This window comes from Nonomuraea deserti (assembly GCF_004348685.1).
GTDB classification, from domain to species: domain Bacteria; phylum Actinomycetota; class Actinomycetes; order Streptosporangiales; family Streptosporangiaceae; genus Nonomuraea; species Nonomuraea deserti.
The window spans coordinates 1-14582 of the sequence record NZ_SMKO01000234.1; the positions used below are offsets into that span (position 1 = coordinate 1).

The window sequence follows — 14582 nt, forward strand, 5'->3', positions numbered from 1 at the left end:
TCACGTGATCGTCCAGATGCACATAGAGTGCGGTCAGAAGGGCGTCCAAGTCAGTCTTCACACACCGACCATGGACGCCCTTCGTCACGCCCGCAGCCGATCACCGAATTTCACATCAGCGATCTAGGCGTCGCCGCTTCGCCGCGTCACGGATCGCACGGCCTCTTCGGTACGCCCGATCACGGCGCTCCCGTCGTCGGCCGTGATGATCGGCCGCTGGATCAGGACGGGGTTCGCGGCCAGCGCGCCGATCCAGCGGTCACGCTCGCCCGGCTCGCGCGGCCAGGAGGCCATGCCGAGCCGGTCGGCGACGGGCTCACCCGTGCGGGTGATGTCCCACGGTTCGAGGCCGAGCCTGGCCAGCACCTCGCGGATCTCGCTCGCCGTCGGAGGATCGTCGAGATAGCGGCGCACGGTGTACGCGGCGGCCTCGGCGTCCAGGATCGACAACGCCGAACGGCACTTGGAACAGCCGGGATTGATCCAGATCTCCATGACCCGATGATCCCCCATCCGCCGCCCGTCGTTCAGCGGCGGGGCACCGGGAGCAGGGCGAGGTGCTCACTGGTCACCAGGTCGAACCTCAGGGCCAGCGAGACCAGCGCGTGACGCTGCCAGTCGGCCTTGCCGTCGCTGCCCTGCGGGCTCTTGACGTGCAGCTTCTTCTCCGCGAGATAGCCGATGTGAAAGCCGATGGCGGTGCGGCTCAGGCCCAGGTCGGGGAGCCGTTCGGCGATCTCGGGGATGGTCGGGATGCGCGAGGTCGACGGGTCGCGCAGGCGCGGCTCGCACAGCGCCACCAGGATGCGGAAGTATTTGGCGTTCTGGTCGAGGGGGTAGGCCACCTGCGTGGCCGCGCCGCCGTCGGCGCCTCCCGGCGGCACGTGCACGTGCTGCGGCGCGAAGACCAGGAACGACACCGTGCCGTCGACCGCGGGCAGGCTCACCCGGGAGAACTCGAACGAGATCGGCGCCCCGACGCGTCCCGGCTGCACCTTCACGAACTCCCCGCCGCCCTCGGGGTTCTCCACCACGTACGTCTTCGACGTGCTGAGGTTGGACAGCAGCCAGTAGTCTCCCACCGCGACGATCTTGCCGGCGCGGCGGGAGACCGCGGGGTCGTCCAGCACGATGTCCACCGGCGAGCCTGGGGTGCCGCGCCCGAAGAACGCCTGCTCGCCTGGCTCGAGCTCCAGAGAGTACGGCCGGTCGTCGGTCGGCGTGGCCGCCATCTGGATCAGGATCGTGCTGTGCATCGGGGGACCTTACTCGTGTTCTGATAGAGGTGTCGAGGTCATTCGGGCAGCGGCTTGCCGCCAGGGCCGCGGCATGCGCGCAGACCGGCGTCGGGCTCGTCGTTTCCGCCCCCGCGGAAATAGACCTCGCTCACGTAGCCCCACCTGTCGTTGTCGGCCATGGTGGCCGCCCACCAGTAGTTGTGGTAGCGACCCAGCTCATGGCGGGCGCCGACCTTCTCGCAGAGATACCAGTCGTTGCCCGCCGGATTGATGTACCCGACGATCGTGCCCCTCTTCGCCGACTTGTAGACCGGGATGCTCCCGCTCGGCGACCAGTCGGGACAGTTCTGGACCTGGTAGTTGCCGTGTTCGTACGCCTTGCCGCACGGCCGGCCGTCTCCGGCGGCCTGCGCGGCGGGTGCGACGGCGGCCAGGAGGCCCAGGGTGAAGGCCCCCGCGATCGCGGCCCGTCGAACCATCATGGTGCATTCCTCCCCGTTTCGGTGTTGCAACCCGATCCTGGGCGCCACCTGGCAAGCGAGTAAACCTGTCAGCTGCGAGGGGACATGGACGAATACCGTGCCCATCGGCCATGATGAGCCGAATGACGGCGCCATCCCACGCAGGCCGCTACCGGATCGAGCAGCTCATCGGCGTCGGGGGTTTCGCCTCCGTGCATCTGGCTCACGACGACGAGCTGCGCTCGCCGGTGGCGGTCAAGATTCTGGCGGACAACTGGGCCCGCAAGACCGACGTGCGCGAGCGCTTCCTGCAGGAGGCGCGCCTGCTGCGCAGGGCCGACTCCCACCTGCTGGTGCAGGTCTTCGACATCGGCGAACTCGACGACGGCCGGCCCTACTTCGTGATGACGTACGCCGACCGCGGCACCCTGGCGGAGCGCCTGGCCAGCCGCCCGCTCCCCGTCGACGAGGCGCTCGGCGTGATGGGCGACATCTGCCAGGGTGTGGCCGTGCTCCACAGCATCGGGGTCGTCCACCGCGACCTGAAGCCGTCGAACGTGCTGTTCTGCTCCCGTCCCGAGGGCGGCGAGCGGGTCATGGTGGCCGACCTCGGCATCGCGCGGTCGACCGACCATCTGAGCGGGCTGACGCTGCCCGCGGGATCGCCCGGCTATCAGGCCCCCGAGCAGCTCTACTTCGACGGGGCGCCGGACGCGCGCGCCGACGTGCACGGGCTGGGCGCGCTGGCGTACCACATGCTCACCGGCAAGGTGCCCGCCAAGCAGGAGCACCGCGTGCCGCCCAGCGCGCTGAACCCCGAGGTGTCGGAGGTGGTCGACGTCGCGGTGACGCGGGCCCTGGATCCCGACCGGGAGGTTCGCTGGCCCGACGCCGCCGCGTTCGGCGCGGCCCTGAGGTCGTCCACCGTTCCCGAGCCCGCTCCCCCGCCCGCACCGCATGACGACGGCGGGCCGCCCGAGGATGAGCCGGGCCACGACGGGACATCGCCGTCCCGGCCGGCGCACGAGGGCCCGCGGCGGCCGGGACGGCGTACGGCGATCGTCGTCGGCACCGGAGTCGTCGTCGTGGCCGCCGCGACCGTGACGGCCGTGGCGCTGACCTCGTCGCCTCCCGTCGATCCGCCGCCCGAGCCGGGCACGACGGCCGGCTCGCCGGTCGCGTCGTCCACGGGCGACGCGACCGGCGGCCACCTGCGCGCCGGCTCCGACATCCCCGACGAATACCGCGCGCTGATCGTGCAGGCCGGCACCTACTGCGAGCTGCCCGGCCTGAGCCCGGCCCTGATCGCCGCGATGCTCAAGGCGGAGTCCGGCTACGACCCCGACCTCTCCGACAAGGCCAACGACGAGTACGGCATCGCCAGGTGGACCCCCGAGGTGTTGTGGCACTGGCAGCCGGGCGGCCTCCAGCGTCCCAAGCCCTCGCCGCCGTTCAGCCCCGAGCTGTCGATCGTCTCCATGGGGCGGTTCATGTGCCGGCTCGGCCCTCAGGTCGCGAAGGTCCCCGGCGATCCCGCGCTGAAGCTCGCCGCCCTCTACCGCAGCGGCGTCGCCCCGCTGAAGCAGGCGAAGGGCGTGCCGGCGAAGTGGCGCGACTACACCACCAAGGTGGCCGGCTACATGCGCGACTACCAGCCCGCCTGACGCTACACCCGGGCGCGCCCATCAGCCCGCCTGACGCTCCACCCGGCCGGCGCGGCTGATCTGGGCGGCGCACGCAGCCGATCTTAGGCCGGTGTTACGCGCTCCTTCCTATGGTGACGCCCGAAGACTTTTCGGGAGTGCACATGTCACAGAGAAGGGCGAAGCGCAGGCGCGCCGTCATGCGGGGCGAGGAGGCCAGGCGGCGGGAGCGCGCCAGGCGGCTGAGACGCAGGATCGCGTACGCGACGGCCGCCTTCGTGGCGGTCGCTTTCGTCACGACCGGGGTGCTGGCGTACGTCACGATGGACCCGCCGGCCAGGAGTTCGCCCGCCGCCTCGCCCTGACCCGCACGCGATCAGGGCGATGCGGCGGGCTGCGGCGTCCTGGCGTGCCCGCCCGGCGGTGCGGACGGCTCGCCGGTGGCCGTGCCGGTCACGCGGATCTGCGACGGCGGCGGGGCCTGGCGGTGGCCGGCGGTGAGGATGACCAGCACGCACAGCCCGGTCAGCATGACCACGGTGAGGAACACGCACACGACCTCGCACGCGGACACCTGGCAGGCGAAGCGCTGCGGGCCCTGGTGGCAGGGCGACGCGTTGAGCGCGTCGATGCGGTGCGCGAAAGGAGGGTCCTCCCGGCGGAGCTCCTGCTCCATCTCGGCCAGGGCCCTTCGCTCCCAGTCCGACAGGCTCATGGCCGGCTACCGGGTCGGCGGCTGGTCGCCGGGCGTGAAGCTGGTCACATCGTTCTCCCTCGTCATGCCGGGGGGAACGTTCCTTCGCGCCGCCCCTGGCGGGGCGATGCTGGTCAGCCGCCGCGCTCCTACCCTGGGCGCTCGCCACGAATCGCCCGTTACCGTTACCAGCCAGTTCTCTTGCCATGTTTACGCCCGAGGGGCCAGGGCATGCCCGTGTTCGCCCGGCCCTGTGATCGCTGCCGGCTTGGTCCCGGCGGAAAGGAGTGGCGTGACTGTCCCGCACCGGCCACGCGAGGAATATCGCGGGCATACCGCCTGCACGCCTCCGCCCACCGGCCAGCTCTTCGAGATCGTCGTCCTGGACACCACGGGAGACGACGGCCACGCGCGGTGGAGCACGGTCGGCTGGGGGGTCGACCGGGCCGACGCCGACGCGATCGCCAGGACGTACGTGACCCGGCAGCTCTGCCCGTACGAGGCGGTCCAGATCCGGCACGACGGGCGGCTGCTCGCCGAGCACCGGCGCCCGCTCGATGAGGCGGCGCACCGCGAGCGGTGACACACGGTCTCGCGGCCGTTCCGTCCCGTAGTGCCGCTGTGTGCCGCCATATCAATCTGCGCATGCCTTGAGCGACATGGATGTCGCCATGCGTACCTCCAATCGGCAGATTCCGGTTTTTCTGGAGGTACGTAATGCACCGCAGAGTCGCCCTGCTCTCCGCCGCCGCGGTCGTGGCCGGCGTCCTGGCGCCCGCGGGCGCCGCGCAGGCCGGCGCCTTGAGCGGCCCTGACCGCGACGGGCCCGTCAGGTGGTCGGCCACGGACTCGTGGTCGGAACGCAGGACCGTCTCGCAGTACTGGACCCGGCAGCGCATGCTGGCGGCACAGCCGCTGTCGTCGCCCGCGCCGCGGCGCACCGCCCGCTCGGAGCAGCCTTCCCGGGGCAACCCGTGGTCGGCCCGCGGCGCCTCGGCCACCACCGGCGGACGCGGTTCGTGGACCACGCGCAGTTCCTCCACCGCACCGTCGCGTGGCACGCCGTGGTCGGTGGCCGCCACCTCGGCCGTCAGGCGGCAGGCCGCGGTGCCGAACAGCCCCGGCCTCCAGTGGACCGACGCGGGCGCGGTGGTGCGCACCACCGGCCGGGTCTTCTTCACCACCGCGGACGGCCAGAACTCCTCCTGCTCCGGCACGGCCGTGACCAGCACGAACGAGAGCGTGGTGATGACCGCGGGGCACTGCGTGAAGCTGAACGGCCAGTTCCATCGCAACTGGGCGTTCGTCCCGGCCTTCGATGACGGGCGGCGGCCGTTCGGCACGTGGGTGGCCAGCCGGTTGCTGACCACCCAGCAGTGGAACGCGCGCGAGGACATCAATTTCGACGTCGGCGCCGCCGTGGTCGCGCCGCTGCAGGACCGGACGCTGACCGACGTCGTGGGCGGGCAGGGGGTGGCGTTCAACCAGCCGAGGATCCGGCAGATGTTCTCGTTCGGCTATCCGGCCGCGGAGCCGTTCGACGGCTCCGAGCTGATCTACTGCAGCGGGCGGTCGTTCAACGACACCGTCCAGACACAGGACCTGGGGCTGCGCTGCAACATGACCGGCGGTGCCAGCGGCGGCCCGTGGTTCCAGGGGTTCGACGAGTCCACGGGGCTGGGCTGGCTGAACTCCGTCAACAGCTTCAAGTACAACTTCGCACCGGACTTCATGTTCGGCCCGTTCTTCGGGAACGAGGCGATGGCCGTCTACCGCGCCGCCCAGAACACCAACGCGCTCTGAGGGGTGTTCCCGGCCTGGATCCGCTCCGGATCCGGGCCGGAAACAGCATGTGTAGATCTTTTCCGCACACCTTCATGTAGAGGACAGTGGTGTTTATACTCCTTTAATGCGTTTCGTCCTTTTTGTCATGATTTTCGCTGCCCTGATCATGAGCCCCTCCGCGCCGGCAGCAGCCATCACCAACGGCATCGCCGACGGAAACGCACACCCTGAAGTGGGCGCGCTCGTCGCGAAGAAGGCGCACCCCGACGGGTCATGGGCCTACTGCACCGGCACGCTCATCGCGCCCACCGTCTTCCTCACCGCCGCCCACTGCGGGGAGCCCGGGCAGAAGACCGCCAGGGTCACCTTCGCCGACCGCTACCGCCCCGGGAGCACGCACTACACCGGGCGTTACGTGCCGGATCCTCGGTTCAAGGACGAATCAGCCCTGCACGACATGGCCGTAATCCTTTTCGACAAGCCCGTCCCGGGCATCAAACCCGCCCAGCTGCCCCGCGAGGGGATGCTCGACGAGCTCGAAGCCGAGGGCAAGCTGCAGAAGTCGGACTTCACCCCCGTCGGCTACGGCTCCCTCAACCCCACCAAGAAGAAGCACGGCCCGCGATTCCACTACCCGGACACCCGCAACCAGGCCACCATCTCCTTCAAGAACCTCTCACGCCGATGGCTCGACCTGTCGCTGAAGTCCGAAGGCGACGGCAGCACGTGCTTCGGCGACTCCGGCGGCCCGAACTTCCTGGGCGGCCCCGAGTCGCACCTCCTCGTCGCCACCTCGATCAGCGGAGCCGACGACATCTGCCGGGGCACCAACTACGACTACCGCCTGGACACCCCCTCGGCCCAGAGCTTCCTCGACGAGTACGTCGCCCTCCCGTGAACCGCGGTCACGCCACCGACGAGCCCGGCTACCCCAGGTCCGCCAGGACCCTGCGCTGGTACGACGTGAGCGGCGGCCGGCTCGCGTCACGGGCCACCTGCGCGGCGCGCTCCCTGTCCCCCATCCGGCTCAGCGCCCGCGCGCACAGGTAGGCCACCAGCCCCTGGTCACGCCCCGCGACCAGCGCCACCTCCAGCTCGGCCGCGGCCTCCTCGGCCCGGTCGAGCTCGGCCAGGGCCAGCGCCCTGGCCGCGATGGTGGCCGGCTCCTCCGGCTGCCGCACCCGGTCGAGATCGCGCAGCGCCTGCGCGGGCCTGCCGAGGTCGGCCAGGATCTCGCCACGCGCCTGCAAGGCCACGGGCGTGTCACCGTCCGCGGCGAGCACGCCGTGCAGGATGGGCAGCGCGGCCCGCGGGTCGCCCGCGTGCCACACCGTCATCGCCAGCTCCACCCGCACCGTCAGGTCGTTGGGCACCCGCCCCACCGCCGACTGCAGCTCGTCCATGAGCAGCCGCATGATGTCGTCGAAGAGCCGGACCTCCGTCTCGCGACGTGGCGCGGCGTACCAGCGGTCGAAGTTCGGGATGAGCCAGTCGGCGTACGGCGTGCCGCCGTCGCCCGCGGGCAGCCCGGGCGGCGGCTCGGCCCAGTTGCCGTGCGGCAGCAGGAAGTCGATCCTGGGCGGCCGCGACTCCAGCAGCGCCTCGGAGGTGGCGATGGGGTCGTTGCGCGCGTCGACGGTGCAGAGCAGGCCGCCGAACAGGTGGCGGTAGCGGCCGCCGAGCAGGCCGAGCGCGGCGGTGACCGTCGCGTGGCTGCCGCGGCCGTCGGCCCGACGCCGGTGCCGGTCGTGGCCCTCGGCGTCGCCGTCGAGGCTGACGCCCACGCGGACGTTCAGCTCGTCGAACAGCCGCAGGTATGCCTCGTCCAGGCGCATCGCGTTGGTCTGCAGGCTGACGTCGAGGCGGACGGCCGGGCCCAGCGCCTTCCTGACGGCCTGGACGGTGTGGGCGATGTGGTCGGGGCCGGCGAGGAGCGGCTCCCCGCCGTGCAGGATCACGTGGACGGAGGGCATCCGGTGCGCGTGAGCGTGCTCGGCGATGCGGGAGGCCGCCTGCGCGATGACGCTCTTCGACGCCCGTCGCGGCTGGGATTTCCAGCTCTGGTCGGCCATTTCATAGACGTAGCAATAATCGCAGCTGAGATCGCATCTGCTGTGTAGTTTTAGGATGAACTGGCACAAAGGCCACGGCTGCCACCCATCAGGCAGTGGAGCCGTGTCCTGGGGCTTCAGATCGCCCAGCCGAGAATCCGTTCGGGCGTGACACGAGCGAAACTATCGCTCGCGGGGCGCGCGGTGCGCGATGTCACGGATGTGCGGAGCCGTGGGCCGCCGCGGTCGCGGCTCCCGCGCGGCGCGCGTGTCCACCGGCGAACGATCGCACCATCCGGGGTCTTTGGCGGGTTCGGTGTCGAATGACGCCTTCTTTACACCCCGCCCTACCTGATTGCGCTAACTTGAGTGAGAAATGATCTACCGCGGAGGTCGGGGAAATGGTGGAGCAGGGGCGTAACGGACCGACGGGCATCGACGTCACCAGGCCGAGCGTCGCCCGGATGTACGACTACTACCTCGGAGGAAAGGACAACTTCGAGATCGACCGGGAGGCCGTGCGCCAGGTCGAGAAGGCGATGCCCGAGATCCGCCAGCTGGCCCAGGAGAACCGCGCGTTCCTGCGCCGCGCCGTGCGCCACATGGCCCGCAACGGCATCCGGCAGTTCATCGACATCGGCTCCGGCCTGCCGACCGTGGGCAACACCCACCAGATCGCCCAGGAGATCGTCCCCGACGCCCGCGTGGTCTACGTCGACAACGACCCGGTGGTGCTGCAGCACGGCCGCGCGATCCTGGCGACCGACGACAACACCAGCGTGGCCGCCGCCGACATGCGCCGCCCCGCCGACGTGCTCGGCCACCCCGAGACGGTCAAGCTCATCGACTTCAGCGAGCCGGTCGGCGTCCTCATGATCGCCATGGTGCACTTCCTCACCCTGGACGAACGCGGCCCGATCATGCGCCAGCTGCACGACGCCCTGCCGGCCGGCAGCCACCTCACGGCCACCCATGTCACCACCGAGGCCCACTCGCCGGAGGCGGTCGCCCAGATCGAGGCCGTCTACGCCAGGACGCCGACGCCGATCTACTTCCGCGGGCACGAGGAGATCGTCCGCTTCTTCGACGGCTTCGACCTGGTCGAGCCCGGGCTGGTGACCATCGACACCTGGCACCCGGACCCCTCCGACCCGGCCCCGCAGGCCACGAAGTGGCTCTACGGCGGCGTCGGCCGCAAAGCCTGACGCTCCGGGCCCCCGCCCGGCCTCCAGCCCGCATGTGGCCCATGCGGGCTCACACGGGGGCGCGTTGAAGAGAACTTCAACTGCTGACATTATCTTTTGCGCCAGTGTTCAACACGGGATGACCGTGGAGCTCGGCGACCAAGGATGACGCATGTCTGTTCCGCTCTATCAGGCGAAGGCGGAGTTCTTCCGTACGCTCGGCCATCCCGTACGCATCCGGGTGCTGGAGCTCCTGCAGGAAGGGCCCCGGTCGGTTCGTGACATGCTCGGCGCCGTCGACGTCGAGCCCTCCAACCTGTCCCAGCATCTCGCGGTGCTGCGCCGGACCGGGATCGTGACGGCGACCCGGGAGGGCGCCACCGTCGTCTACGCCCTGAGCAGCGGAGACGTGGCCGAGCTGATGCGCTCGGCGCGCCGGATCCTCACCGATGTGATCGCCGGGCAGGGCGAGCTGCTGGCCGGGCTCCGCGACGCCGAGCCCCGGCGCCCGCCTCCCGGATGACCTGCGATAAGCGGGCAACAACCTCTAAATTTCGCGATTTGTCTCTATTTACGGGCGATTTGTTCACTAAGGTCTGCCTGCATGGGAATGCCGATCAGTAACCCGGCGGGCCCGGGGGCGGCCTGGGTGCCGCCGACCGACGTCGAGCGGGCATTGTTCGAGGCCAAGTCGCGCGGTGACTGGGACGCGTACGTGAGCGTCCTGCTGGGCGTCGACACGTTCTCCTACAAGCCGAAGGACCGCGTCGACAACCGCAAGCTGGTCGTCAACTGGCTGACGGAGCAGGGGCCGGAGGGCAAGGACTGCCTGGTCGTCCGCACCCGGGGCGAGCTGCCCCCGAGACGGCACGACGCCGTCGCCTGCGAGGTCGACCTGCCCTTCCCTCCCGAGGAGTGGTGGGGCGGCGAGCTGCAGGGGCTGCTGGTCAACCCGGGGAGCCCGTCGGGGGCGTACTTCTCCGACGCCAAGCGCAAACGCCGGCACTGGAAGTCGCTCAAGAAGAGCGTCCCGAAGCGCGGTCACGGCGCCGACCAGCTGCTCACCCGGTACACCGGCCCCCTGCGCGGGCCGCTCGCCCACGGTCTGGCCTGCGGCGGGCACCTCGCCGTGCACAACGGGGTGATCTGGAACGAGGTCGGCGACGTCTACACCCACTACGAGGGCGACGTCGAGACCCTGCGCGAGTCCTGGGGGGTCACCGACCGTGGCGGCTGGCAGACGCAGGTCACCGCCCTGCTGGAGGGGCGCAACAGCCCGGTCGAGCCGGAGTTCCTGCTCCAGGTGAGAAGCGACCTGGCCCGCCAGTTCCCGGGCTCGCACCGCGACCCGTCGATGTGGCAGCAGGCGGCGGCCGGCGTGCTCGCCGAGAAGGGCATGGGCCCGCCCGGCATCGACGCCATGATGCAGCTGATCGGGCGGATCGCTCGCTACGAGGACCGGTTCCGCGCCGACGGCATCCTGCCGCCCGACGGGTACGTGACCTCGGCACTCGGCTACGACTTCGGCCGGGCGGTGAACTTCGCCCGCTGGGGGCTCAGCGCCCGCTTCGCCGAGCCGTTCGAGGTGGAGCAGGTGGTGATCAAGGCCGGCGAGCTGACCCGGCAGGTGTACGGGACGTGGGAGTCGTTCTCCGCCGGTTACATCCTGGGACGGGTGCTGCGCTTCGACGAGGAGGCGTTCGGCCACATGTACGACTCCGCGCTCACCCCGCACCGCATCCTCACCCGGGATCCCGGCAGCCCGTGGCGGAACATCCCGTTCGCCCTCGACGCCCCCCGGTAGCCCCGGCCGTGCGCGACCGGCCCCTCGGCGGCCCGGCCGTGCGCGACGGGGCCCCCGGCAGCCCGGCCGCCCCTCCGGCTCCGAGCCCCGGCCGGCGGGGAAAATGTCCGGTCTACGTCCGGTCGCAGCCCTGGCCCCGCTCCGCTCGATGAACGAGGCTGGAGGAAAACCGGAGCTGAAGGAGACCGTCTCCTGGAAGCAGCGACGATCGCGACGTTCGGGGCGGCACTGCGCGACGCCAGGACGAGAGCCGGGCTGACGCAGGCGGAGCTCGCCCGGCGGGCCCGCATCAGCGTCCGCGCTATCCGTGACATCGAGCTCGGCCGGGCCAGCCCGCAGCCGGCCTCCGCCCGGCGGCTGGCCGACGCGGTGGGGCTGGAGCCGCCGAGCGCGGGAGAGCCCGTGGAGCTGGAGGTGCTGAGCCGGTTCCGGGTCCGCGTCGGCGGCAGGTGGCTGGCCCCCGGGTCGATGAAGCAACGGTCCCTGCTGGGACTCCTGGCGTTGCAGCCGGGCGCCGCGGTCAGCTACGACGAGATCGCCGAGGTGCTGTGGGGTCCCGACGCGCCCTCCTCGGGCCGGCGGCTCATCCACACCCATGTCGCCCGGCTGCGCAGGCTCATGGAGCCGGGCCTGCGCCGGCCGGCGGCGGCGAAGGTCCTCATCGGCGTGCGCGACGGCTACCGGTTGTCGGCCGAGAACATCCGGCTCGACCTGGTGCGCTTCGACGACCTGGTGCGCCGGGCGGGCGAGGCCGACGGCGGTGACGCGCTGGAGCTGCTTGACGAGGCCCTGTCGTGCTGGCGCGGCCGGCCGCTGGCCGACCTGCCGACCGCCCTGCAACACCATCCCGCCGCGGTCGCGGCCAGGGGGCGGTGGCTGGAGACGGTGACCTCCCATGCCGAGCTGGCCATGAGCCTCGGCGCATACGGACGCGCGGTGGAACCGCTGCGCGCGGGGACGGCCGCGGAGCCGCTGCACGAAGGGCTGCACGCCCAGCTGATGCTCGCGCTCTCCGGCTGCGGGCAGCAGGCGGCGGCGCTGACCGTCTTCGACCAGATCCGCGCCAGGCTGGTGGACGAGCTGGGCATCGAGCCCGGCTACCTGGTGCGGGAGGCGCAGGCGCGGGTTCTCCACGGCACCCTTCCGCGCCGGGAGCACGGCACCCCCTCGTGGTGGCGGCCCGCGCAACTCCCGCCCGACGCCGCCGGGTTCGCGGGCCGTGCCAAGGAGCTGGCCTTCCTCGACGGGTTGCCGCGGGCCGGCGATGCCGTCGTGGTCGTCACGGGGATGCCGGGGGTGGGCAAGACGGCGCTGGCCCTGCACTGGGCCCACCGGATCGCGGGCCGCTTCCCCGACGGGCAGCTGCACGTGAACCTGCGCGGCTACGACCTGGCGTCGCCGCTGGAGCCGGCCCAGGCGCTGGCGGCCATGCTCGGCGCGCTGGGGGTGCCCGCCGACCAGGTGCCGGTCGAAGTGGACGAGGCCGCCGCGCTCTACCGGACGTTGCTGCACGACCGGCGCCTGCTGGTGCTGCTCGACAACGCCCGCGACGCCGAGCAGGTGCGCCCGCTGCTTCCCGGGCGTACCGGCAGCCTGGTGCTGGTGACCAGCCGCGACCACCTGACCGGCCTGATCGTCACGCACGGCGCGCGCAGGCTCGACGTGGGGCCGCTCACGCAGGAGGACGGCCTCGCGCTGCTGGCGCGCGTCCTCGACCGCGGCGGTGACGACGTCGAAGGCGCGGCCGCCGCACGGCTCGTGCAGGCGTGCGGGCGGCTGCCGCTCGCCCTGCGGATCGCCGCGGCCACCCTCGCCGAGCACCCCGACCAGTCCATCGGCGGTTACCTCGACGGGCTCGGCTCCGCCGGCCTGCTGACCGGTCTGGCCGTGGAGGGCGATCCGCAGGCCTGCGTGAAGATCGCCTTCGACCACTCCTACCGCGACCTGCCCGCCGCCGCGCGGCGGCTGTTCCGGCTGCTGGGGCACGTACCCGGCACCGACGTGCGCGCCGACGCCGCCGCCGCGCTCGCGGACCTCCCCGCCGGTCAGGCGGAGAGCCTGCTCCGCCTGCTGGTCAGCGCCCATCTGGTGGAGGCGCGCGGATCAGGCTGGTACGGCCTGCACGACCTGCTGCGCCTGTACGCCCGCGAGCAGTCCCACGGCGAGGACGCCGGCCCCGCGCTGACCAGGTTGATGGACTGGTACGTGCACACCGCCGACGCCGCCGCAGGGCTGCTCTACCCGGGGAAGGTGCGCCTGCCGATCGGCGCCCGCCCCGCCACGGCCGCCGCGTTCGGCGACGAGGCCGGGGCGGTGGCCTGGATGGAGCGGGAAAAGGCCAACCTGGTGGCCGCCGTCCGACACGCCGCCGAGCACGGGCCGCGGTCGGCGGCGTGGCTGCTCGCCGACACCCTTAGGGGATATTTCTGGATCCAGTGGCCGGCCCCCGGCTGGGGCACGACCGTACGCAGCGGCCTGGCGGCGGCCGCCGGCGCGGGCGACCTGCGCGCCCAGGCCGCCTGCCATCTCGGCCTCGGCACCGCTCACCAGGCCACCGAGCAGTACGCGCAGGCCGTCCGGCACTACACCACGGCCCTCGAACTGGCCCGCCAGGCGGGATGGTCCGACGGTACGGCGGAGATCCTCTACGAGCTGGGGCTGGCGCGCTGGTGGCTCGGCGCACCGCAGGACAGCGCCGACCTGCTCACCAACGCGCTGGCGTTGTACCAGCGGACCGGCCGGCCCGCCGGGCAGGCCGCGGCCCTGCTGCACCTCGGCGTCGTGCAGCGGCACCTGGGCCGGCTCCGGTCCGCCGCCACCTATCAGGCCCGCGCGCTGGCCGCGTACCGCAGGCTCGGCTCCCGGCTCGGGCAGGCCCAGGCGCTCGGCAACCTCGGCATCACCTACCACGAGATGAGCCGGCCGAACCCGGCCGCGCAGCGCCTCGACACCGCGCTCAGCCTGCTGGAGCACGGCGAGAACCGGTTCGACCAGGCGTACTTCCTGTGCACCGCCGCCGCCGTGCACCGCGACGCGGGCCGCCTCGACGCGGCTTTGGACGCCGCCACGGCCGCGCACGACCTGTCCCGCGCCATCGGGCACCGCCCTCTGGAGGCCGACGCGTGCAACACCCTGGCCGGCGTGCACCTGGCGCTGGGAGACCACCGGCGGGCGCTCGACCGGTGCGGCCGTGCGCTGCAGCTGACCGGCGAGAGCGCCTTCCGCGCCCCGCGCGTGGGCGCGTGGCTCGGCCTGGCGGCGGCGCACCAGGACGCCGGGCGGCCCGCGGACGCCCTGGAGTCCGCCCGGCTCGCGCTCGCCGCCGCCTCCGCGGACGGGTTCCGGCTCCTGGAGGGGCGGTCGTGGGCCGCGATGGCCGGCGCCCAGCACGCGCTCGGCGACGCGCAGCAGGCTCTCCAGGACGCGGGCAAGGCGCTGGCGGTGTACCGGCTGACCGGTCACGCCCTGGGCGAGGCGCACATGTTGTCGCTCATCGGCTCGCTGGTGCGCGATCAGGACGGGGCGGAGGAGGCGCTGCCGTACTGGAGAGGTGCGTTCGGGTTGTTCCGCGGGATGGGCAGGCCCGAGGCGGAGGTCCTCAGGCCGTTGCTGCGCGGGATGTGGAGCGGCACCCGAGCGGCAGAACCTGCTGATCGCGAGCCGCCTGCCTGATCGCTCACGCCCACCCGGGCAAGGGCTCGGACCTGCGGCGACGACCGTCC

Annotated in this window: 14 protein-coding genes and 1 pseudogene; 10 read left to right on the forward strand and 5 right to left on the reverse strand. The window is 71.9% G+C overall.

Annotation, left to right across the window (positions count from 1 at the left end; translation table 11 throughout):
• Positions 1-123: 123 nt before the first annotated feature.
• The 3 genes from E1292_RS44700 to E1292_RS44710 are packed head-to-tail and all read right to left on the reverse strand — an operon-like array spanning position 124 to position 1720.
• Positions 124-495 (reverse strand): ArsC/Spx/MgsR family protein, encoded by a 372-nt coding sequence (locus E1292_RS44700; RefSeq protein WP_132605873.1) that lies wholly within the window; start codon positions 493-495, stop codon positions 124-126.
• Positions 496-527: 32 nt separating this feature from the next.
• Positions 528-1256, reverse strand: coding sequence for an FHA domain-containing protein (locus tag E1292_RS44705; RefSeq protein WP_220447369.1), 729 nt, complete (start codon positions 1254-1256; stop codon positions 528-530).
• Between the two features lie 38 nt (positions 1257-1294).
• Entirely contained in the window at positions 1295-1720 is a 426-nt protein-coding gene (locus tag E1292_RS44710) for a hypothetical protein (protein WP_132605874.1), read from the reverse strand.
• Positions 1721-1842: 122 nt separating this feature from the next.
• On the opposite strand from E1292_RS44710, the gene E1292_RS44715 reads away from it, so the two are divergent.
• The gene (locus tag E1292_RS44715; protein WP_165975065.1) at positions 1843-3363 is read left to right on the forward strand and encodes a serine/threonine-protein kinase; all 1521 of its coding nucleotides are present in this window, start codon (positions 1843-1845) and stop codon (positions 3361-3363) included.
• A gap of 143 nt (positions 3364-3506) precedes the next feature.
• A complete protein-coding gene (locus E1292_RS44720; protein ID WP_132605876.1) occupies positions 3507-3707 on the forward strand; it encodes a hypothetical protein in 201 nt (66 codons plus the stop codon).
• A gap of 11 nt (positions 3708-3718) precedes the next feature.
• On the opposite strand, the gene E1292_RS44725 is transcribed toward E1292_RS44720, so the two are convergent.
• A complete protein-coding gene (locus E1292_RS44725) occupies positions 3719-4057 on the reverse strand; it encodes a DUF3040 domain-containing protein (protein ID WP_132605877.1) in 339 nt (112 codons plus the stop codon).
• Between the two features lie 271 nt (positions 4058-4328).
• Here E1292_RS44725 and E1292_RS44730 point away from each other — a divergent pair, with 271 nt between their 5' ends.
• The 3 genes from E1292_RS44730 to E1292_RS44740 all read left to right on the forward strand — a co-directional run bounded on the left by E1292_RS44730 (position 4329) and on the right by E1292_RS44740 (position 6719).
• Positions 4329-4619: a hypothetical protein gene (locus E1292_RS44730; RefSeq protein ID WP_132605878.1), complete on the forward strand. Its 291-nt coding sequence runs from the start codon at positions 4329-4331 to the stop codon at positions 4617-4619.
• 134 nt (positions 4620-4753) lie between these two features.
• The gene (locus E1292_RS44735) at positions 4754-5839 is read left to right on the forward strand and encodes a trypsin-like serine peptidase (protein ID WP_132605879.1); all 1086 of its coding nucleotides are present in this window, start codon (positions 4754-4756) and stop codon (positions 5837-5839) included.
• Between the two features lie 127 nt (positions 5840-5966).
• Positions 5967-6719: a S1 family peptidase gene (locus E1292_RS44740; RefSeq protein ID WP_165975066.1), complete on the forward strand. Its 753-nt coding sequence runs from the start codon at positions 5967-5969 to the stop codon at positions 6717-6719.
• Positions 6720-6747: 28 nt separating this feature from the next.
• Here E1292_RS44740 and E1292_RS54575 read toward each other — a convergent pair whose 3' ends face one another.
• Positions 6748-7962 (reverse strand): radical SAM protein, encoded by a 1215-nt coding sequence (locus E1292_RS54575; protein WP_281284150.1) that lies wholly within the window; start codon positions 7960-7962, stop codon positions 6748-6750.
• 311 nt (positions 7963-8273) lie between these two features.
• Between E1292_RS54575 and E1292_RS44755 the strand changes: the two genes are divergently transcribed.
• The 5 genes and pseudogenes from E1292_RS44755 (at position 8274) to E1292_RS44775 (ending at position 14532) form a co-directional block, all read left to right on the forward strand.
• Positions 8274-9077 carry an SAM-dependent methyltransferase gene (locus E1292_RS44755; RefSeq protein WP_132605881.1) on the forward strand — a complete coding sequence of 268 codons (804 nt, stop codon included), beginning with the start codon at positions 8274-8276 and terminating at the stop codon, positions 9075-9077.
• Positions 9078-9228: 151 nt separating this feature from the next.
• Positions 9229-9579 carry an ArsR/SmtB family transcription factor gene (locus tag E1292_RS44760; protein WP_132605882.1) on the forward strand — a complete coding sequence of 117 codons (351 nt, stop codon included), beginning with the start codon at positions 9229-9231 and terminating at the stop codon, positions 9577-9579.
• Positions 9580-9660: 81 nt separating this feature from the next.
• Positions 9661-10860: a DUF1266 domain-containing protein gene (locus E1292_RS44765; RefSeq protein WP_132605883.1), complete on the forward strand. Its 1200-nt coding sequence runs from the start codon at positions 9661-9663 to the stop codon at positions 10858-10860.
• 228 nt (positions 10861-11088) lie between these two features.
• Positions 11089-11232: pseudogene (locus E1292_RS56000) on the forward strand (helix-turn-helix transcriptional regulator); the annotation flags it as partial.
• A gap of 30 nt (positions 11233-11262) precedes the next feature.
• Complete coding sequence (locus E1292_RS44775; protein ID WP_132605884.1) at positions 11263-14532, forward strand: AfsR/SARP family transcriptional regulator; 3270 nt, start codon at positions 11263-11265, stop codon at positions 14530-14532.
• Positions 14533-14582 lie beyond the last annotated feature (50 nt).